14 protein-coding genes and 1 riboswitch are annotated in these 20,177 nt (G+C 59.0%); of the genes, 7 read left to right on the top strand and 7 right to left on the bottom strand.

Annotated features, from left to right (window positions below):
- The 3 genes from ACMX25_RS36085 to ACMX25_RS36075 are packed head-to-tail and all read right to left on the bottom strand — an operon-like array spanning position 1 to position 4,007.
- The gene (locus ACMX25_RS36085) at positions 1–1,173 is read right to left on the bottom strand and encodes an iron-containing alcohol dehydrogenase (protein ID WP_414954661.1); all 1,173 of its coding nucleotides are present in this window, start codon (positions 1,171–1,173) and stop codon (positions 1–3) included.
- Positions 1,174–1,196: 23 nt separating this feature from the next.
- Positions 1,197–2,588: an aldehyde dehydrogenase family protein gene (locus tag ACMX25_RS36080; protein ID WP_414954660.1), complete on the bottom strand. Its 1,392-nt coding sequence runs from the start codon at positions 2,586–2,588 to the stop codon at positions 1,197–1,199.
- A 21-nt stretch (positions 2,589–2,609) separates the two neighbouring features.
- Complete coding sequence (locus ACMX25_RS36075) at positions 2,610–4,007, bottom strand: glutamine synthetase family protein (protein WP_414954659.1); 1,398 nt, start codon at positions 4,005–4,007, stop codon at positions 2,610–2,612.
- 343 nt (positions 4,008–4,350) lie between these two features.
- On the opposite strand from ACMX25_RS36075, the gene ACMX25_RS36070 reads away from it, so the two are divergent.
- The 5 genes from ACMX25_RS36070 (at position 4,351) to ACMX25_RS36050 (ending at position 13,059) form a co-directional block, all read left to right on the top strand.
- Positions 4,351–5,406 carry a HoxN/HupN/NixA family nickel/cobalt transporter gene (locus tag ACMX25_RS36070; protein ID WP_414954658.1) on the top strand — a complete coding sequence of 352 codons (1,056 nt, stop codon included), beginning with the start codon at positions 4,351–4,353 and terminating at the stop codon, positions 5,404–5,406.
- A 140-nt stretch (positions 5,407–5,546) separates the two neighbouring features.
- Entirely contained in the window at positions 5,547–7,841 is a 2,295-nt protein-coding gene (gene metE, locus ACMX25_RS36065; RefSeq protein WP_414954657.1) for a 5-methyltetrahydropteroyltriglutamate--homocysteine S-methyltransferase, read from the top strand.
- Between the two features lie 174 nt (positions 7,842–8,015).
- Positions 8,016–8,420: an FKBP-type peptidyl-prolyl cis-trans isomerase gene (locus tag ACMX25_RS36060; RefSeq protein ID WP_414954656.1), complete on the top strand. Its 405-nt coding sequence runs from the start codon at positions 8,016–8,018 to the stop codon at positions 8,418–8,420.
- Between the two features lie 731 nt (positions 8,421–9,151).
- Complete coding sequence (locus ACMX25_RS36055) at positions 9,152–9,946, top strand: substrate-binding periplasmic protein (protein ID WP_414954655.1); 795 nt, start codon at positions 9,152–9,154, stop codon at positions 9,944–9,946.
- Positions 9,943–13,059 (top strand): bifunctional diguanylate cyclase/phosphodiesterase, encoded by a 3,117-nt coding sequence (locus tag ACMX25_RS36050; RefSeq protein ID WP_414954654.1) that lies wholly within the window; start codon positions 9,943–9,945, stop codon positions 13,057–13,059. Before ACMX25_RS36055 ends, ACMX25_RS36050 begins: the two co-directional genes overlap by 4 nt.
- 25 nt (positions 13,060–13,084) lie before the next feature.
- Here the strand turns inward: ACMX25_RS36050 and ACMX25_RS36045 are convergent, their stop codons facing one another.
- Positions 13,085–13,936, bottom strand: coding sequence for a LysR substrate-binding domain-containing protein (locus ACMX25_RS36045; RefSeq protein ID WP_414954653.1), 852 nt, complete (start codon positions 13,934–13,936; stop codon positions 13,085–13,087).
- Between the two features lie 125 nt (positions 13,937–14,061).
- Here ACMX25_RS36045 and ACMX25_RS36040 point away from each other — a divergent pair, with 125 nt between their 5' ends.
- Positions 14,062–15,279: an aminotransferase class I/II-fold pyridoxal phosphate-dependent enzyme gene (locus ACMX25_RS36040; protein WP_414954652.1), complete on the top strand. Its 1,218-nt coding sequence runs from the start codon at positions 14,062–14,064 to the stop codon at positions 15,277–15,279.
- A gap of 13 nt (positions 15,280–15,292) precedes the next feature.
- Here the strand turns inward: ACMX25_RS36040 and ACMX25_RS36035 are convergent, their stop codons facing one another.
- Positions 15,293–16,564, bottom strand: coding sequence for an MFS transporter (locus ACMX25_RS36035; protein WP_414954651.1), 1,272 nt, complete (start codon positions 16,562–16,564; stop codon positions 15,293–15,295).
- A gap of 110 nt (positions 16,565–16,674) precedes the next feature.
- Between ACMX25_RS36035 and ACMX25_RS36030 the strand changes: the two genes are divergently transcribed.
- Positions 16,675–17,568, top strand: a complete 894-nt coding sequence (locus tag ACMX25_RS36030) for a LysR substrate-binding domain-containing protein (RefSeq protein ID WP_414954650.1) — start codon at positions 16,675–16,677, stop codon at positions 17,566–17,568.
- Positions 17,569–18,563: 995 nt separating this feature from the next.
- Here the strand turns inward: ACMX25_RS36030 and ACMX25_RS36025 are convergent.
- Together ACMX25_RS36025 and ACMX25_RS36020 are read right to left on the bottom strand one after the other, a co-directional pair.
- Entirely contained in the window at positions 18,564–18,764 is a 201-nt protein-coding gene (locus tag ACMX25_RS36025; protein WP_414954649.1) for an FAD-dependent oxidoreductase, read from the bottom strand.
- Positions 18,716–19,777: a D-amino acid dehydrogenase gene (locus tag ACMX25_RS36020; RefSeq protein WP_414954648.1), complete on the bottom strand. Its 1,062-nt coding sequence runs from the start codon at positions 19,775–19,777 to the stop codon at positions 18,716–18,718. Before ACMX25_RS36020 ends, ACMX25_RS36025 begins: the two co-directional genes overlap by 49 nt.
- A gap of 144 nt (positions 19,778–19,921) precedes the next feature.
- Positions 19,922–20,018, bottom strand: a riboswitch (glycine riboswitch).
- Between the last annotated feature and the right edge of the window lie 159 nt (positions 20,019–20,177).

Raw genomic sequence — 20,177 nt, 5'->3', positions numbered from 1 at the left:
TTACAACAAGCCCTCGACGGCCGTTACGAAAATGCAGCTGTACTCGGCGCTGCTAAACGGAATCGGGTTGGTTCCGGCGGATCCATCCACCACGGCCATTTCGCCGACCTTTGCGGCATCGTTGCCATTGATACCGATCTCGTTCAGCGTATGAGGAATGCCGAGCGTGTCGCGCATCATCAGGACCCAGTCGAGGAACGATGTGAACGACGGCTGCGCCAGTTCCAGATAACGCGCCAGCAGTTCGATCCGGTCCGAGATGACCGATTCGTTGGCCTTGAGCACATACGGCATCAGGATGGCGTTGAGCATGCCGTGGTGGGCGTCATACAGCGCGCCCAAGGGATGCGCCAGCGCATGCATCGCGCCCAGGCCGCGCTGAAATGCGGTGGCGCCCATGCTCGATGCCACCAGCATCTGCAGGCGTGCATCGAGGTCCTGGCCGTCCTTGACGGCACGCGGCAGATACTGCTTGATCAGGCGAATGCCTTCGACCGCGATGCCCGTCGCCATCGGATGATAGAAGGGCGAACAATAAGCTTCGAGGTTATGCGAGAGGGCATCCATGCCGGTTGCTGCTGTCAGCCTCGCCGGCAAGCCGACCGTCAACTCGGGGTCGAGAATGACAACCGAGGGCAGCATGTTTGCATGGAAAATGATGCGTTTAACATGAGCGTGATCGTCGGTGATCACTGACGCGCGCCCGACTTCCGAGCCCGTCCCGGCCGTAGTGGGTACGGCAACAACGGGCGCCATGCCGGCCACATTGACGCGCAGATAGTTGTCGCCAACATCTTCGAAATCCCACAACGGACGATCCTGCCCGACCATCAGCGCCACGGCCTTGGCTGCGTCAAGCGCTGAGCCGCCACCGAAGGCAATCACGCCGTCGTGGCCGCCGGCTTTGAATATGGCGACGCCATCGTCGACATTCTTGCCGGTCGGATTGCCCTTGATCTCGTGAAATAGCCCGCTCTCCAGTCCGGCGGACCGGCAGTGATCGAGGACGCCGCTGATCAGTGGCAATGCGGCCAGACCCGGGTCGGTAATCAATAGCGGCCGGCGCATGCCGAGGCTTTGACACCATTGCGGCAATTCGCGGATCCGGCCTGCGCCGACCTTGACTGCGGTCGGGTAATTCCAGTTTGCGGAGGGAAGTGACGGCTGTGACATACGAAATTCCTTCGATGATCCGTTCAAAGACGGGTTTTCAGATGAAAAGATTTGGCTCGCGTCAGGTGCTCGTATCCGATTGCCGACAAGGTCACACCTCGGCCGGTATTCTTCACGCCGGTCCAGGCGAGCGCAGGGTCGAGATAGTCGCAGCGGTTCATAAAGAACGTGCCGGTTTCCACACGGCGTCCGATCGATAACGCAGCTTCTTCGTCGCTCGTAAATACACTCGCCGTCAAACCGTAGGGGCTGTCGTTCATCAGCTCGATGGCTTGCTCATCTCCGGTCACCGGCATGATGCCGACCACTGGACCGAAACACTCATCGTTCATCAGCGTCATGCCGTGATCGACGTCCACGAACAGGCCCGGCGCCACATAGGGCGTGCCGGCGCGCGACATGTCGAAGCGAGTTTCATCGATCAGATTTTTTGCGCCTTTGGCGAGCGCCTCGGCAATGACGGTCCGCACTCCATCGGCGGCTGCGGTACGGACTACCGGCCCCAACGTGGTTTGCGCATCAAGCGGATTGCCCAGCACATACTGATTCGTCAGCGCCACCGCGCGCTCGATAAAATCCTTGTACAGAGGCTGCGCCACATAGATTCTCTGGATGCCGCAGCATGACTGCCCTGAGTTGAAGAAGGCGCCATCGACCAGTGTCTCCACGGCGTAGTCGAGATTGGCATCGCTTCGTACGTAGGCCGGATCGTTGCCGCCCAATTCCAGCCCAACGCCGATAAACCGCCCGGCCGCCGATTCCTCGACAATGCGTCCGCCGCCCACCGAACCGGTGAAACAGACAAAGCCGATCTCGCTCGCGCGTATCAATCGGCGCACACGTTCATGATCCGCATGCAGATACTGGAACACGCCCTCGGGCAATCCGGCCTGGACAAAAGCCTGATGAATGAGCTCGGCACACAAGGGTGTCTGGTCGGAGTGTTTGAGAATAACGGCATTGCCTGCGAGCAATGCCGGGACAATGCTGTTGACTGCCGTCAGCAACGGGTAATTCCATGGCGCGATAGTGAGCACAACGCCAACCGGTTCACGCGATATAAACCGCGTAAAGCCTTCCTGCGGCGCCACTTGCACGAGCTTCAACGCATCTTCGGCAATCGCCATCATGTGGCGTGCCCGTGAGGCAAAGCCGTCCACTTCGCCGGCGGTATAGCGCAACGGGCGTCCCATCTGACGCGTAATTGCCTCGCCAACGGCCGCCTTGTTTTCGATGAAGAGTTCAACGGCCCGGCCAACCAGTGCCAGCCGCTCCGACAGCGGTCGTGCAGCCCACGCCTTCTGCGCAGTTTTCGCGTGCTGTAGTGTTTGCTGGATCTGCGATTCGCTCGCATAAGGCCGGCGCACGAATTCGCTGCCGTCAATCGGGCTAATGGTAATCAGGTCTTCTTTCATAGTGGGCTCGGATGTTTTGACTTAGATAATCTCGAAGTAGCGGGCGAGTTCCCAATCGGTGACATGGCGGCGGAACTGCCGCTCTTCCCATTCGCGGGTCGCGACATAATGTTCGACGAACGCCTCGCCAAACAAGGTCTTCGCGGCTTCCGAATGGCGCAGCCGCTGCGCGGACTCCCACAGGGTGCAAGGCAATTTCAGATGAGCGGGGAATTCCTGCGTATAGGCGTTTCCCTCGACAATCTGCCCCGGATCCAGGCCTTGTTCAATGCCATGCAAGCCGGCGCCCAGCGCGGCTGCCAACGCAATGTAGGGATTTGCATCGGCCGAACCAATGCGAACTTCAACACGCTGGGATTTTTCCGAACCCGGGATCAGGCGCAAGGCCGTCGTTCGATTTTCGACGCCCCATGTTGCATCCAGCGGCGCCCAATAGCCCGGCACCAGACGTGAATAGCTATTGACGGTCTGCGCGAACATCGACATGAATTCCGGCAGATAGCGTTGCACACCCGCCATGAAACTGGCTTGCTTGGCGCTCATGTTGTAGGGACGGCTTTCGTCGTAAAACGCCGACTTGCCGGTGCTCGCCTCACGCAACGACAAGTGGATATGACCGCTCTGTCCCGGGTGGTCATGCGACCATTTCGCCATGAAGGTCGCCATCAGATTATTTTTCTGAGCCAGCGCCTTGGTAAAGGTCTTGAACAATATGGCCTTGTCGCCCATCGCCGCCGCGCCGTCAACCGCGAGCGCAGCCTCCAGCACGCCGGGACCGGTTTCGGTATGCAAGCCCTCGATCGGCATGTCCATCTGCTCGCACATATCTAGCAATTGCCGATAGAAATCGCCTTCGACGGTACTGCGCAGCACCGAGTAGCCGAAATTGCCCGGCGTCCAGTTCTTCAAGCCGCGATAGTTTTTTTCGCGCACCGAATGCGGCGTTTCTTCGAACATGAAGAATTCATATTCAAGCGCGGCGGAGACATCGAATCCCATGTCGCTTGCGCGCTTCAATACGCGCTGCAATAAACCTCGCGGGCAAATTGCTTCGGCATCCCCAACAAATTCAGCGAGGAAGAACAGCATGTCTTCGCCGTCGCCCTGTTCCAGCGGCAACCGGCGGCAGCTCTCCGGCACGATGCGCACCATGGCGTCCGGATAGGCCGTGTGCCAGCCGGTGTATTTCGTGTTGTCGTACATTTGGTCGTCGGCGTCCCAGCCCAGTACGACATTGCAGAAGGCGAATCCCGAACGCAGCGCCCCGAGGAATTTGTCCTTGCGCAGATATTTTCCGCGCAAGATGCCGTCGATATCGGACAGGCCCACTTTGATATGCGTCAGCCTGCTTGCCTCCACCAGACGAATCGCATCTTCCACCGTCTTGATTGCCCGTTCGGGCTTCGCTTGCGCATCCATATTCAGTCTCCGTGTTATCGCTCTTTTTTCGGCTGATTCATCTTAGGAACGAGAAAATTGCAGATCAACAACAATCGGTATTGGTTATGGTGCTGATCGGCTGGGGTAATACTCGGCGACTTGTGGCTTAGCCTGCTACCGGTGCGAACCCGCCCAATCACCGCTCGCTCAGCGCCACTTTAGGGCATCCCGTAGGGCGTCCCTGCGCCGCCGGTCGCCCCGCCAATCGCGGCTAAAGACCTTTCGTCACCCAACGGCCAAGGCATCCTTGCCATTGGCACAACTCTTGTGTATGAAGTTAAAAACTACTTCAAGCGGGACGCGCATTCCCAAAGGGTTTCCATTGATTACTCGACTGGTACAGATCTTCAACGACTCGGGCGCCAAGGTACGGAGCAAGCTTTTCGGCATTTACGGCTTACTGATTGCGATCAATGTCCTCGCCTGGGTTTGGGCGCTCGTGGCGTTCCGCCATCATCCGGTGCTCCTTGGAACTGCCTTGCTGGCCTACGGATTCGGACTGCGTCATGCGGTGGATGCCGACCACATTGCAGCTATTGACAATGTCACCCGCAAGCTCATGCAGGAGAAAAAACGGCCGGTTACGGTCGGCTTCTTCTTTTCCCTTGGGCACTCGACCGTCGTCGTGCTCGCGTCTGTCGGGGTGGCTGTTGCAACGTCGGCCATGCAAGGGCGATTCGATCACTACAAGGAAATTGGCGGAGTGGTCGGCACGTTGGTGTCGGCGTTATTCCTGTTTGCGATCGCGCTGATGAACCTGATTATCCTCAGGTCGATCTATAAAGCGTGGCGCAACATCCGGAATGGCGGCGCGTATGTCGATGACGATTTCGATCTGCTTCTGGCTGATCGCGGATTTCTGGCCCGCCTCTTTCGCCCGCTGTTTCGCATGATCACGCGAAGCTGGCAAATGTATCCGCTAGGTTTCCTGTTCGGTCTTGGATTCGATACCGCGACCGAAATTGGCTTGCTCGGCATAGCGGCCACCCAGGCGTCGCAAGGGCTGTCTCCCTGGGCGATCATGGTGTTCCCGGTACTGTTCAGCGCCGGCATGTCTTTGATCGACACGCTGGACGGTCACCTGATGCTCGGTGCCTACGGATGGGCCTACCTTAAGCCGATCCGGAAGATCTACTACAACATGACCATCACGCTGGTGTCCGTGATCGTGGCTATTGTGATTGGCGGAATAGAAGCGCTTGGGCTGCTTGCAGATCAGTTGAAGCTGCAAGGTCCGGTATGGGATGCAATAGGGACCCTGAACGATAATTTCGGCACGCTGGGCTTTGTCATCATCGGCATTTTCGTCTTTAGCTGGATCGTGTCGGTCGTGATCTATCGCGCCAAGCGTTTTGATGAGCTGGAGGTTAGCCGCTAGACCCATACGCTAGCCGGCGTTGTCGCGAAGATGCGCAAGTTGTCCACACATGAATGAAACTAATAGGACGATGAAAACATGTCCCTTGTTGAATAACACGGCGGCATTCAGACTGTGGGCCACTCGGTTAAGGACGCATTATGGCTCGCACTCATCTACACGGTTTTCCGCGCATCGGCGCGCAACGCGAACTCAAGTTCGCGCAAGAGGCTTTCTGGCGCGGGGAGTGCGACGAAGCTCATGTGCGTAACGTCGCAGCGGTTTTGCGTGCGCGCCATTGGGCGTTGCAACGCTCGGCCAAGCTGGATTTTGTAGCAGTTGGCGATTTCGCCTACTACGACCAGATGCTGAACGTGACTGCGTTACTGGGCGCATTGCCGGAGCGGTTCAAATTTGGCCCGTCGGCGCTCTCGCTCGCCCAATATTATGAACTGGCGCGAGGCAACCAGGCGCAGCCCGCCATGGAGATGACCAAGTGGTTCGACACCAACTATCATTACCTTGTGCCGGAGCTGAGCCCGGACACCACATTTAATGGCGGCGTGGATTGGTTCTTCGATGAAATCGATGAAGCACTAGCACTGGATCACTCGATCAAGCCGGTGCTTATCGGCCCGATTACGTACCTATGGCTATCCAAGAGTCCCGTTCCCGCCTTTGACCGGCTTTCACTTCTGCCGAAGCTCGTGATTCGCTATATGCGCATTCTCGACCAGTTGAAAGAACGCGGGATTGAATGGTGTCAACTGGACGAACCGGCACTGTGCCTGGATCTGGATGATGAATGGCTCGAGGCGTTTCATGCGGCCTACGATGTGCTTGGCGCGTCAGGCAGCAAGGTCATGCTGGGCACGTATTTCGACACAACCGCTCAGCACGCGCCGCTTGTCGCGACACTTCCTGTGCAGGGTGTTCATATCGACCTGATCAGGGCGCCTGAACAACTGGACGCATGGCGCGCGGCACTGCCAGAGGACAAAGTGCTCTCGGTGGGTGTGATCGATGGCCGGAATATCTGGCGGGCGGACCTGAGTAAAATTGTCGACTCGCTTCGGAGTTTAAGTGTGGAACGTTCGGATAACTTATGGATTTCACCGTCCTGTTCGTTGCTGCATGTACCGGTCACGCTTGCCTCTGAGAAGAAGCTCGATAACCGTTTGACGTCGTGGCTTGCCTTCGCGACTGAGAAGCTTGATGAAGTTGCTGCTATTGCGCTCGCGTTAAAAAATCCAACGGAGGCCGAATCTGCACTCGCCGCGTCGAACACAGCGCTCGATACGCGACGCAATTCGGACGCGGTCATCAATACCCTTGTGCAGCGAAGAACTGCTGCCATCACTCAAGCGATGGCGAGCCGTAAAAGTCCTTATGCCATCCGCAAGCGAGTGCAGCGGCATACGCTCAGGCTTCCGCTCCTGCCGACCACGACCATTGGTTCGTTCCCCCAGACAACCGCGATCCGGCAAGCTCGCGCAGCGTACCGGCGCGGAGAACTGGGCGCACTGGATTACCTGGAACGCATGCGCGCGGAGATAACGACCGCCGTGCGCAAGCAGGAAGAACTCGGGCTCGACGTCCTCGTGCATGGCGAAGCGGAACGCAGCGACATGGTCGAGTTTTTCGCGGAGAAGCTATGGGGATGTGCGCTGACGGAGCACGGCTGGGTTCAGAACTACGGCTCGCGCTGCGTCAAGCCGCCGATTATCTACGGCGATATCTATCGTCCGGAGCCCATGACGGTGGACAACATGTGCCATGCGCAATCGCTGACCGACCGCGTGATGAAGGGCATTCTTACGGGCCCGGTGACCATGCTCCAGTGGTCTTTTGTCCGTGACGATCAACCCCGCGAAACAACGGCGCTGCAGCTTGCGTTGGCTATCCGCGACGAGGTAATGGACCTTGAAAAGGCGGGTATCCGCATCATCCAGATCGATGAACCGGCGTTCCGCGAAGGCTTGCCATTACGTCAGGCCGAGTGGCCCGCTTACCTTGACTGGGCAACCCGCGCTTTCAAGATCGCCGCTAGCGGCGTCTCCGATGCAACGCAGATTCACACCCACATGTGCTATTCCGAGTTCAATGACATCCTGCCTTCCATCGCAGCGCTGGATGCCGACGTGATCACGATCGAGACATCGCGCTCATCAATGGAACTGCTGGACGGCTTCGGTGCGTTCGCTTATCCGAACGGAATCGGGCCAGGCGTGTATAACTCACACGCAGCGCGGGTGCCGAGCGTGGAAACAATGCAGCGCCTGCTTGAGCGTGCATGCGAGGTCGTTCCTGCGGAGCATCTGTGGGTCAACCCTGACTGCGGCTTGAAAACGCGCGCTTGGCCGGAGACAGAAGCGGCATTGACCAACATGATCCTGGCGGCCCGCGCCGTGCGAGAGGCGTTGACTGCGAAAAGCAGGGAAATAGCGGAGGTCTGAGCGGCTTGACGCCCGCAAGCGGCAGACGCCCAAGTCCACCCGAGCTTACCCGTAAAGAACCGCTTCGAAGCGAGGTTCTGCCATGCCGTGGCTCGTCCGTGCTACTGTATTTGGCTTGGCTTCGTTGATTTTGTACTTTACTCACCACGCCCTTTCGGGACGCTCTGGACGCTTATGAAAAAAGTATCGCTGCTGCTTACTCTTGCTGTTATTGCTTCGTCATCGGTTTATGCCGCCACGGGTGCGACCGAAACGCTACCCTCCGGCGTCACCGTAACGCAGATCAAGGAAGGTACCGGCGCTCAGCCTACCGCCGCCGACACCGTGACCGTCAACTATCGCGGCACCCTCGCGAACGGCACCGAATTCGACTCCTCGTATAAACGTGGGCAGCCGGCATCGTTCCCCCTCGGTCAGGTCGTCCCGTGCTGGACGCAAGGCCTTCAGAAAATGAAAGTGGGCGGCAAGGCCAAGCTCGTCTGCCCGCCGGCAACAGCCTACGGCGAACGCGGCGTAGGCCCGATCCCACCGAACAGCACGCTGACGTTTGAAGTCGAGTTGTTGAAAATCGGCAACTAAAGCCTGTACGACGCGCATTCGCTTCAATGCAATCAGGCGAACCCGCGTACCCCGTGCTATTGCGATATCTTTTGCTTTTTCGCAATAGCACGGCTGCGTAACATCCGTGTAATGCCGTCAAATAGATCCATGGATGAAGCGAGCGCTTAATCTCACTCCAATGGAAAACCCTCCCTGCATACTGCTATACGCACCCTATAAGCGTGCTATACGCGTCCTATATGTTTTCCGTCAAGACGGCCGATTCCGAATCAGCGGATTGACGGGCGCAAAGTAAATTCATTGGCGGGGACAGCACACACAAACCTGTCACTTACACGAAGTAAGATACGCGCTGGGCCGCTCAGTGCGGCCTTGGAGCAGCAACGGCCAGCGGTCAGAGCCGGACTCCGCTAATCCGGAATCCGCTGCCAGAATTGTCGGTCTGATACAAATCAACGGGTAGGTCGCGGTTCGCAAACGATTCCCTTCAGTTGCAGTTTTAATAAGCGTCCGGTAACATTAATTCGCCGGTGGAACTGATTTTTTACTAAACCGGTTCCCTGCCGGGACTGCCTGGATAAGCAATTTTCTGTCGTTTTTTTAAGTGACGGATAGGGCAAGCAAAGGCGCCGCGCAAAAGTCTCCCTGCATAACCCGTTGTCGAAGGGCCAAAATCACTAAACAGGCCGTCGAGACCGGTGTTAATAAAAAGAGGGCTGTATCTTAGTCACTTCCACCATGGCGACGCTGTGATCCGACACACCCTGGGCGGCTTGCTACTGGTGATCTTGTGCCTCGGCCGTGCGGTCGCGGCAGGTCCCGCTTGCACACGGCCCTTGACGCTTGCGCTGCACGATCACGGCCTGCTTTATTCGGCCGATACCGACACTGGTATCGATAAAGACTTCGCCGATGAACTGATCCGCCGCAGCGGCTGCCAGATTAAGGTCAGCCTCATGTCGCGTGCGCGCATCTGGCAATTGATCGAATCCGGTGCGCTCGATTTCAGCTTGTCCGGCATCACCAACGCCGAGCGCGATCGCTTTGCGTCGTTCGCCTGGTACTTCAGCGACAAATACTATTTGCTGGTGCGCAAGGACGCAGGCATGCATCAGCTGGCCGATTTCGAGCGCAGCGACCAGTTTCAACTGGGCGTAATCCGCAGCTTCCGCTACAGCGATTCCGCCAACAAGCTGGTCGACACCCTCGCGGCCCAGAACCGTGTCAGCCAGGCCGGCGGGCTGGCGCCGCTCTACGAGGCGCTGATCCACCAGCGTATCCAGGGCATGATCATGGAGCCCTTCGATTACCCCGCGCTGGACGAAAAAAAGATCCGCGATGTCACCACGATCATCGAATTCAACGATCCCGCCATTCCGCATGGCCTGATCATGTCGAAGAAAGCGCTGTCGCCCGCCGAGCAGGACAAGTGGCGCGCGCTGGTGAACGAGATGCGCGCGGACGGAACCGTGCTGCGAATTTTCGAGAAGTATTTCAAACCCGATCTGGCTAAATCCATGGTCGATTTCCAGGCACCCCCGTGACCTGGGCTCGCCTGGTGTTGCTGCCCCTGCTGATCTTGTCCGCCGCGCTCGGCGTCACATGGATCGTGTGGGATCACGAGCGGCAAGCTTCCCAACACGAGTTACTCTCCCAGTTCGATTTTTCACTGGGCGACGTGGTCAGCCGCGTCGAACAGCGTATGTCGACTTACGAGCAGATGCTGCGCGGTGTGCAGGGCCTGTTCGCCGCCACCGGCACGATGGACCGCGACAAATTCCGCGACTACGTCAGCGCGCTCAATCTCGATGCCAATTTTTCCGGCATCCAGACTATTGGGGTGATCGACTGGGTGCCGGGGGCGCGCAAGGACGCTCATGTTGCCGCGATGCGCCAGCTGGGTTTTGCCGGCTATACCATCCAGCCGCGGGGACCGCGTGAGAACTACGCGCCGATCATCCAGCGCGAACCGTCTGCGTCCAGCGTCCGCGCCCCGCTCGGCGTGGATTCCTGGGCCGATCCTGTGCGGCGGGAGGCCATGGAGCGGGCCCGCGATTCCGGCATGGTGGCGGCTTCCGGGAAAGTCCGCCTGGGCGTGGACGTCGGACCGGATGCAAAACCCGCTTTCATCCTGTACTTGCCGATCTACACCCGGGGCCAGCCGCACGACAGCGTCGCCGAGCGTCGGGCGCATCTGGCCGGCTGGGTGTATGCATCGTTTCGCATGCACGACGTCATCGCAAGCTTGTACGGCGATACCATGCCCGGCCTCGCGTTAGCCATCTACGACGGCGTCGAGCCGTCCACCGGGGCCTTGCTGTATCGCTCCCGTTCCGCCGAAGAGCAGCATCAGCCGCCGCTCATTTCAGCCAGCGAATACCTGGTGGTGGGCGGGCATAACTGGACGCTCTCGATGCGGACCCTCGACGACTTCAAGGGCCGCTTCGGACGTAATGCCGAAGTACTGATCGCCGTCGCCGGCACGGGTCTGAGCCTGCTGCTCGCGCTCCTCGCGTGGTTGATGGCCACCGGCCGCGGCCGTGCGATGCGGTTGGCCTCCAAGATGACCCGCGAGTTGCGCGAGAGCGAAGAGAAGTTCCGGGCCATCGCGGATTGCACGGTGAACTGGGAAGTCTGGTGGGGAACGGATGGCAAGCCGCGCTGGATCAATCCATCGGTTAAGGACTACACCGGCTATACCGTCGAAGAATGCATGGCCATGCCCGATCTCGCCGGCACGCTGATCCATCCCGACGACATGCCCCGCGTCGCCCCCGAATTCCTGAGGGGACTCCAGGGCTCTCGCGGCGACGACCTCGAATTCCGCTGCGTTCGCAAGGATGGAACGCTGGTCTGGCTGTCCGTTTCCTGGGTTCCAATCACCGACGCCAGAGGTGTCTTGACGGGGTTCCGGACCAGCGGACGCGACATCACCGACCGCAAGCAAGTCGAAGCCGAATTGCGCATTGCGGCAGTTGCCTTCGACTCGCTCGAAGCCATGATGGTCACCGATGCCAACAACACCATCTTGCGGGTCAATTCGGCGTTCACCGAATGCACCGGTTACACGACTGACGAGGCGGTGGGTCAGACACCTCGACTGCTTCGCTCGCATCATCACGACGCTGCTTTTTTCAGGGAGATGTGGGAGACGATTCACCACATCGGGGGCTGGCAGGGCGAGATCTGGGGGCGTCGCAAGAATGGTGAGGTCTATCCGAAATGGCTGACGATTTCGGCGGTGACGGGCGAGGGCGGCGTCGTCAGTCACTACGTGGGCACGCATCACGATATTACCGAACGCAAGATCGCGGAAGAGCGCATCAAGGAGTTGGCTTTCTTCGATGCACTCACGCGTTTGCCCAACCGCACATTACTGCTGGATCGCCTGACGCAAGCCATCACGCTGAGCGCACGAAGTGGGGCGTGCGGGGCGTTGCTGTTCATCGACCTGGATCACTTCAAGACGCTCAACGACACCCTGGGCCACGACAAAGGTGACCTGCTGTTGCAACAAGTGGCGCAGCGCCTGGCCGCTAGCGTACGCGAGGGCGATACCGTCGCGCGAGTAGGCGGCGATGAATTCGTGGTGGTGCTCGGAAGCCTCCATGAAACCTGGCAGGAAGCGGCCAGCCAGACAGAGGGCATGGGCGAAATCATCCTTGATGTCCTGGGCAAGTCGTACCAGCTTGATGATGTCGATTACCGCAGTACGGCCAGCATCGGTGCAACCGTGTTCCGCGGCCACCAGACATCGATCGACGAGCTTCTGAAGCAGGCGGACCTCGCCATGTACAAGTCGAAGGAACTGGGGCGCAACGCGCTGTGTTTCTTCGACCCGGCCATGCAGACCGTGGTAGTGGAACGGGCAGCGCTCGAGGCGGGTTTGCGCAAGGCCATAGAGGGCAATCAGTTCGTGCTGCATTACCAGGCGCAGGTGCTCGATGGCGAAGGGGTTGTTGGAGCCGAGGCCCTCGTGCGCTGGCAGCATCCCGAACGCGGCATGGTGCCGCCAGCCAATTTCATTCACCTCGCCGAAGAGACCGGGATGATCCTGGCGTTGGGCAACTGGGTGCTCGAAACCGCGTGTACGCAACTGGCGTTGTGGGCCATGCGGCCCGACATGTCCCACTTGACGATTGCTGTCAATGTCAGCGCGCAGCAGTTCCGCGAGCCTGATTTCGTGGCCAAGGTGTTGAACGTCATCCGCCGGACGGGCGCCAACCCAAACCGGCTGAAGCTGGAACTGACCGAGAGCGTGCTGGTGGACAACGTGCAGGACATCATCGAAAAGATGCACGCACTCAAGGCCCGGGGCGTGGTTTTTTCACTCGATGATTTCGGCATCGGCTATTCGTCGCTTTCGTATTTGAAGCGCTTGCCGCTGGATCAATTGAAGATCGATCAGTCATTCGTGCGCGACGTGCTTATCGATCCAAACGATGCGGCGATTGCCAGGACGATTGTCGCGCTGGCGCAAAGCCTGGGCTTGGGGGTTATCGCCGAAGGCGTGGAGACCGAAGAGCAACGCGACTTCCTGGCCGGCGCCGGCTGTCATGCTTACCAAGGGTTCTATTTTTGCCGGCCCCTGCCCGTTGAAGGATTTGAAGAGTTTGCGTGCAGGGGATGGACGAAGCCGAAAGCGGTGCGTGCATAACTCGGCTTAACCCGGCGGCGTGAATTCAGATTCGCAAGTCGGTCAGGATCTGTTCCGCTAAAAAATCACAGGGCGGCCGGTTCGATCCCGCGCTGCGCGCGAGCACGATTTCCAGGTCGGGCAGGGCGGGCAAGCCGTCAGCGCTGCCGAGTTGGAGAAATCGTTCCGGAATGCTGCATCGGGACAACGGGGCAATCGCCAGCCCCGCTTCGACCATGCTGAAAAGGCCCATCAAACTGGGGCTTTCATAAGACGTGCGATAGCTGATCTTCGCCCGTTCCAGCGCGTGGATCGCCTTGGACCGCGCAACGCTGCCCGGTGCGAAGACGGCGATAGGCAACGGCCGTTCTTTCCATACTTCGTTGCCGACCGCGCAACCGGCCCAGACCATGGGTTCTAGACGGATGAAATCACCGCTCAATCCCTTCATCCGCGTCATGCAGGCAAGATCGATCTTGCCCTCCTTGATGAGCGGCGCCAGCGCATTGCTCGGCATGCCGATTACCTGGATCTCGACCTTGGGGTAAGTCGCGGAAAATTTTCTCAGCACCGAGGGCAGGAGAGACGACGCGTAGTCGTCCGGCACTCCAATGGCCACTCGCCCCCTGACGTCCGGGCGGACGATGGAGGCCCAGGCTTCATCGCGCAAGGCAAGCAACCGGCGCGCATAGGCGAGCAGCACATGGCCGTCTTGCGTCAGCGTGAGGTTGCGCGGTTTGCGCAAGAGCAAGGATTTCCCCAGCGACGCCTCCAGCGCCTTGATCTGCATGCTGACGGCGGATTGCGAACGATGCACGAGTGCTGCGCCGCGCAGGAAGCTGCCTGTGTCGGCAACGGCAACGAACATGGAGAGCGCGTCGAGATCGAATGTTTTCATGGGTGTTGAAGGGGTGTGAAGTCATCAGAAAAACTGAACCAAGTCTTCAATATAACTCGCTTTCCTGAATCCGGCAGGCCTTGCATACTGGCGTCCCTCAACGTGAAAACGCCGGAAAAGAAACGATGTCGATGACCTACGATGACTTCAGGAAGCTCGGAATAAAGATCGATATGACGCGCGGAAAGCCGTCTTCGGAACAACTTGATCTCTCATCGGATGCCCTGGCCAACGCCCTGAAAGCGGGTGAGTTCATGTCGCGCGATGGCATCGATTGCCGCAACTATGGTCATGCGCTGGGTTTGCCCGAAGCACGTGAACTCGGCGCCGATCTGCTTGGGACTGCTGTGGAGCAGGTGGTGGCTGCGGGCAATTCAAGTCTTGAGTTGATGCACGATGCCATCGCGTTTGCCATCCTGCATGGCATGACTGACGGCAAGCCGTGGCGCAATGAGAGCGATATCGCGTTCCTTTGCCCCGTGCCGGGATACGACCGCCATTTCGCGATCTGCGCGGCGCTTGGCGTGCGCATGATCCCCGTGCCGCTGACCGGCAATGGCCCCGATATGGATTTTGTCGAAGCACAGGTCGCCGCCGATCCGTCCATCAAGGGCATCTGGTGCGTACCGCTCTATAGCAATCCAACCGGCGAAATCTACTCAGCCGAAACCATTCGCCGTCTCGCTTCGATGCCAACAGCCGCGCCCGATTTTCGCCTGTTCTGGGACGACGCGTATCGCTTCCATCATCTGACTGAGCAGAAGCACACCACGGTGAACATGATCGATGCCTGCGCGGCGGCGGGGCATCCGGATCGTGCGCTGGTGTTCGCGTCACTGTCCAAGATCACGATCGCGGGCGCTGCGTTGGCGTTCGTTGCATCGTCGCGACGTAACATCGACTGGTGGCAGCGTTGTTCGTCTATCAGGACCATTGGTCCGGACAAGCTCAATCAGCTTCGGCACGTACGATTTTTGCGGGACCGGCAGACTTTGGAGAGTTTGATGGAGCGGCATCGGGCACTGTTGCGACCCAAGTTCGACGCGATGACAACGACGTTCGCCGAGATCCTTGCCGATCTGCCGGACGTGTCCTGGACCGTGCCGCAAGGAGGCTATTTCATCAGCCTCTATAGCCCCGATGGCCTCGCGAAACGCACGGTCGCGCTGGCTGCCGACGCCGGTATTGCAATGACGCCGGCAGGCGCTGCGTTCCCTCATGGTCTCGATCCACGCGACCGGCATCTGCGCGTTGCACCGACCTTTCCCTCACTCGATGAAGTGAAGCGAGCGGCGCTAGGTATTGCATTGTCATTGCGCCGCGCGGTGGAAGAACAGCGGTGAGCGTGCTAAGCCATCACTGCGAGTTGGCGAGACCGCTTCTGCAAACCGGCGTATCCCTTCGTGTGCTCGGCACGAGGAATGACAATCCGATGAGGATGACCGACGCCCCCGATGCCAGCCCGTACACCGGCTGAAACGAACCGAACAGCGCCTTGCATAGTCCTCCCATGACGTTGCCCAACGCGCCGCCCACGCCGAACGCCGCCTCGCAGATTCCGCACACCAACGCTGCCAGCGCTGGGGCGCTCGTCTTACCGACATACGCATGCAGCAGACCGAAGATCGGGAAGAAAGAGAATCCGAATGCGACTGCCGCGACCATCAGGGCGTAACCGCCCGGACGCGACGCCGCGATCAGCGACGCGCACAAGAGCAGCACTCCCGCACTGACCAGTGCGGCACGCATGCCATCTCGCTGCGCGCGGCCATTTCGATCAGGACTGCCGTGCATATCGCCGATCATGCCGAGCACCAGGCCGCTCACCACGCCTACCAGCCCGACGAGCGCCCACGCGTGCGCGGTTACATCGAGACCCAGATGCAGGTCGTCGTGGGAATAAGCAGAGAAGTAGGTGATGAACGGGACACCGGCAAAACCGCATAACACTGCGATTCCGTACACCAGCAGGAATTTTTTAGCGAGCATGGGCCGCAGTCCCGGGCTTTTGAATTGGCGCGGCGGCGTTGCCGATGCCCGGCGAAACCGTTTAAACATGAGGACCATCACCGCGCTCAATACGGTGGTCAACATGGCGGTCACGAGCCAGACAGACCGCCAGCCCCACGATGCAAGCAACGCCGGCACCATCAGCCCGTTCAGCAAGACCCCGAAGTTCGTGCCGCTGCCGATGACGCCGATGGCTTTCGCCCGATGGCGCTCATCGATCAACGGCGCGATCAGCGCCATCATCGGGACCCAAGTCGCGGCGGCGCAGGCATTGAGCGTGACCAGGGCGAAGCCCATCATCCATGTGTTGTGGGCGAATGCGAGGCCGGTGAGGTCGAGCGCTGACAGCGCGGTTGCGACGAGCACGACCCGGGCCGCGCCAAAACGGGCGGCCGCGATGCCTGATAACAGAGCCATTGCGACATTAGCCATTTGCCGTGCGGCCGTGATGTACCCGGCCTGTGCATAGTTAAAGCCGATGTCCTGCTTCATCTGCGGCAGGACGACGGGAAAGAGGTATACGCCGAACCCGTAAGTGGCAGCGATCACGCCGGTCAGCAGCAGCGTGACGGCCAGTTGATTGGCGAAGTCAGGCGAAACGCGAGGCGAAACATCCATGGCGGGATACCGAGAGAAGTCGTTGGATTTATTCTCGGCGTCCTTGCTTTATGATGGAAATGATTTAATTTACTATCATTGATTAAGCTTCGTCATCATTGAGTCTGACCATGAACCTCGATCTTGCCCTCCTGCGCGCGTTTGTTGCTGTCACCGAAGCCGGCGGTTTTACCAAGGCAGCGCGACGGCTGAACCTGACGCAATCTGCGATCAGTCACCAAATACGGCGCCTGGAAGACGAAGTGGGACGGCCGCTTTTATATCGAACCACGCGCAGTTTGACCCTGACTGAAGATGGCGACGATTTCCTGCGTTACGCAATGCAAATCCTGAATGCGATGGATGCGGTGACGCAGCGTTTTCAATCGTCACCGGCTTCGGGTGTTGTGCGTTTTGGAGCGCCGGATATCTTCATGGGTGAGCGGTTACCTGTTTTGCTGACGCAGTTTTCCCGGGCGTTTCCGAATGTGCGGCTGGATGTGAGCGTGGGCATGAGTCTTGATTCGCAGGCGATGGTTGCCGCGGAAGAGCTGGATTTGGCCGTGGTGCTGTGCGAGCAAGGAGACGCGGGTCAGGGCACTGAAGGAATGGTGTTGCGGCGCACGCGGTTTGTCTGGGCGGCGGCTGAGTCGTTTGAAGTGCGTGCGGGGGCGTCGCTGCCGCTCGCGTTTTTTCCGGCGCCGTGTGTGAATCGGCGAGTGGCGCTCGAGGCGCTTGATGGCTTGCCGGTGGATTGGCATGTTGCGTTTACATCGTCGAGTCAGTCGGGGATACGTGCTGCTGTGATGGCGGGGCTTGGGATTACGCCGTTGACTCGCGATGACCTGGAGCCGGGGATTGTGGCGGTCGATGGGCAGTTTGGGTTGCCGGCGTTGCCGGAGGCGGAGTTTAGGTTGCTGTGGGGGAAGGGGGAGCCGACGCTCGCCGCGCAGGAGTTTGGCAGGCTGGTGCTCGATGCGCCGGTCGAGCGGCCGTTACGGGCGAGTGCGGAGCAGTTTGCATGAAAGGGGGGCACGGGGAGGGGGTCGGGTTTGGCGGGTTCAGGGTTAGCGGTCGGGGTTAGTTGGGTTGCGCGGGTTCTGCGTTAGCGGTTCTGGGTCAATGCCGGGTTGCACGGGTTCTGCGTTAGCGGTCTGAGTCAATGCCGGGTTGCTGCTTTCCAGGTCTTCGCGCGTTTTGTGTTAGCTGATTTCTTTATCACTATTAGCCACTGCGCGTGGCGGCGCGTCATTTCTTTGTCCAAAGCGACAAAGAAACGAAGCAAAGAAAACGCTTTCACCGCTCTACCCTAAGTGTCCACAGCGTGCAGTTCCATTTCATGGGTGCCCCAAAAGCACGGTGCTCGCCAGAGCCACGGATGTGTGAAACCCTCTTTCTCGCGAATCCTGACAGTAAAACGCTTCGCCCCGTACGCTCTCGGGCTAGCACTAGCGACTGAACCTGCCCAAGGGACACCCCGCGCTATCCGCGGAAAACCTTCCACCGAATTTGTACGCATGCCGAACCATTTTTTAAACCACCAAGAAATGAATCTACATAAGGCCTAACCCGGCAAATAACAATGCAAACTGATAGCTAACCCGCGAAGCACCACAGCGGCAAATACGGGTGGGGCGGTGCGGGTTTCTATGGCAAGGGTGCTTGCCCGAGAGCGTACGGGGCGAAGCGTTTTAATGTCAGGATTCGCGAGAAAGAGGGGTTCACACATCCTCCGCTCTTGCGAGCACCGTGCTTTTGGGGCACCCATGAAATGGAACTGCACGCTGTGGACACTTAGGGTAGAGCTGTTAAAAGCGTTTTCTTTGCTTCGTTTCTTTGTCGCTTTGGACAAAGAAATGACGCGCCGCCACGCGCAGTGGCTAATAGTGATAAAGAAAACATCCAACATAAAACGCGCGAAGACCTGAAAAGCAGCAACCCGGCATAGACTCCGACCGCCAACACCAGAACCTAGCAACCCCACCCCCGTCCACCGGCGCGAGCGAAAACCCCCCACGCCCTATATCTGCTCAGCAATGCTATACGCAGTCGCCGCCGACAGTGTCCATCCCAAGTGCCCATGCCCGGTGTTGTAGAACACCCCCCGCCGCTTACCGCGTCCGACCTTCGGCAACATGCTCGGCAGCATGGGCCTTAACCCCGCCCAAGGAATCACCCGCGATGTCGCCACGCCGGGGAAATAACGCCGCGTCCAATCCACGAGCGGTGCAACCCGGTCCGATCGAATATCGCGATTAAAGCCATTTCAGCCGTACCTGCAACGCGAAAACGGTCAGCGCCAAGCCGGCTAGTGACAATCTTCGCGCTCTCGTCGAGCAGGCTGACCCACGGCGCACCCTCGCGACTCGCTGCGTCATCCAGGCACACGGTGATCGAATAACCCTTCACCGGATAGATATTCACGTGGTCGCCAAGCATCGATGCAATCTGCCGGCTTGCCACGCCGGCGCACACCACGACGCGATCGAATTCATACCGCTGCTTATCACCCGCGATGCCGCCCTCCAGCACCCGCAATGCGGACGGACTATCGCCACGTTGCACGATATCCGCGATCTGCGCGTCGTAATGAAAGCGCACGCCACGCCGCTCGCAGGCTTCGGCCAGACCGCGCGTGAACTTGTGGATGTCGCCCGTCGAGTCGGACGGCGTGAAAAATCCACCGTGAAAATCGCCTTGCAACGTACACTCGATCGCGCGCATTTCGTCGTTCGTGACCGCGTGCCGATCAAGCCCGCCAGTCTGCAAAAGCTGGTTCACCTTCGCGGCGGTATCGAAGTCCTTCTTGTGCTGGTACATATGCAGGATGCCGCGTTGCTCGAGATCGAAGTCGATCCCTTCACGTTTAGCAATCCCAAACAGATGCTCGCGCGCGGCAATGGCAAGCCGCACTGTCTCAACAGTATTGGCCCGGTAGTTCGGGATCTGCCGCAGGAATTCGCCCATCCACGAATACTTGTGCCAACTCGGCGCGGGGTTGAGCAACAGCGGTGCGTCGCGCGTGAACATCCAGCGCAGGCCCTTGAGCACGGTGGCCACGCTGTTCCAGACCTCGGCGTTGCTGGCGGAAAGCTGGCCGCCGTTGGCGAACGATGTTTCCATCGCGGCGTATCGGTGACGCTCGAAAACGGTGACGTCGTGGCCGCGTTCGGAAAGGGCGTAAGCAGTCGTGACGCCGGTAATACCGGCGCCAATGATGGCGATTCGTGACATGACAAAGTCCAGATGAAAGTTGGGCATCGCCGGCGCTGCCGGCGTCTATGCCCCATCTGTCCGTGTACCTGAGAGTTTCAGTCGTGGCGTTGCACGCACGACATCCCCGTCGGTGGACGCATTAAAGCGTCGCTCTCCAGATGTTCCTGCTGCGCGGTCCTTTGGCCTGAGAGTTTCCGGGGCGGTTGCTCCGTCGGCGCCGTCACCATGTTGCCGTGACAGTCTCTCCCGCGCTAGCGATTAGAACCCCGCCAAGATACCGTCTAAAAATAAGGTCCGTCAGTAAAATCTATGGGCGAGTTCTGGCTCAGGAAGTTTGCCAAGTACGTGATATAGCGAGAGTTCCGTCATTTTGAAGGTGCGATATCCATAGGCTTTTCTCATAGTGACTTTGGCTTTG

The sequence above is a fragment of the Caballeronia eucalypticola genome (assembly GCF_047608185.1).
Classification (GTDB): Bacteria; Pseudomonadota; Gammaproteobacteria; order Burkholderiales; family Burkholderiaceae; genus Caballeronia.
Note: the sequence above shows the minus strand (reverse complement) of the source record. Positions and strands in the feature narration are given on the sequence as shown.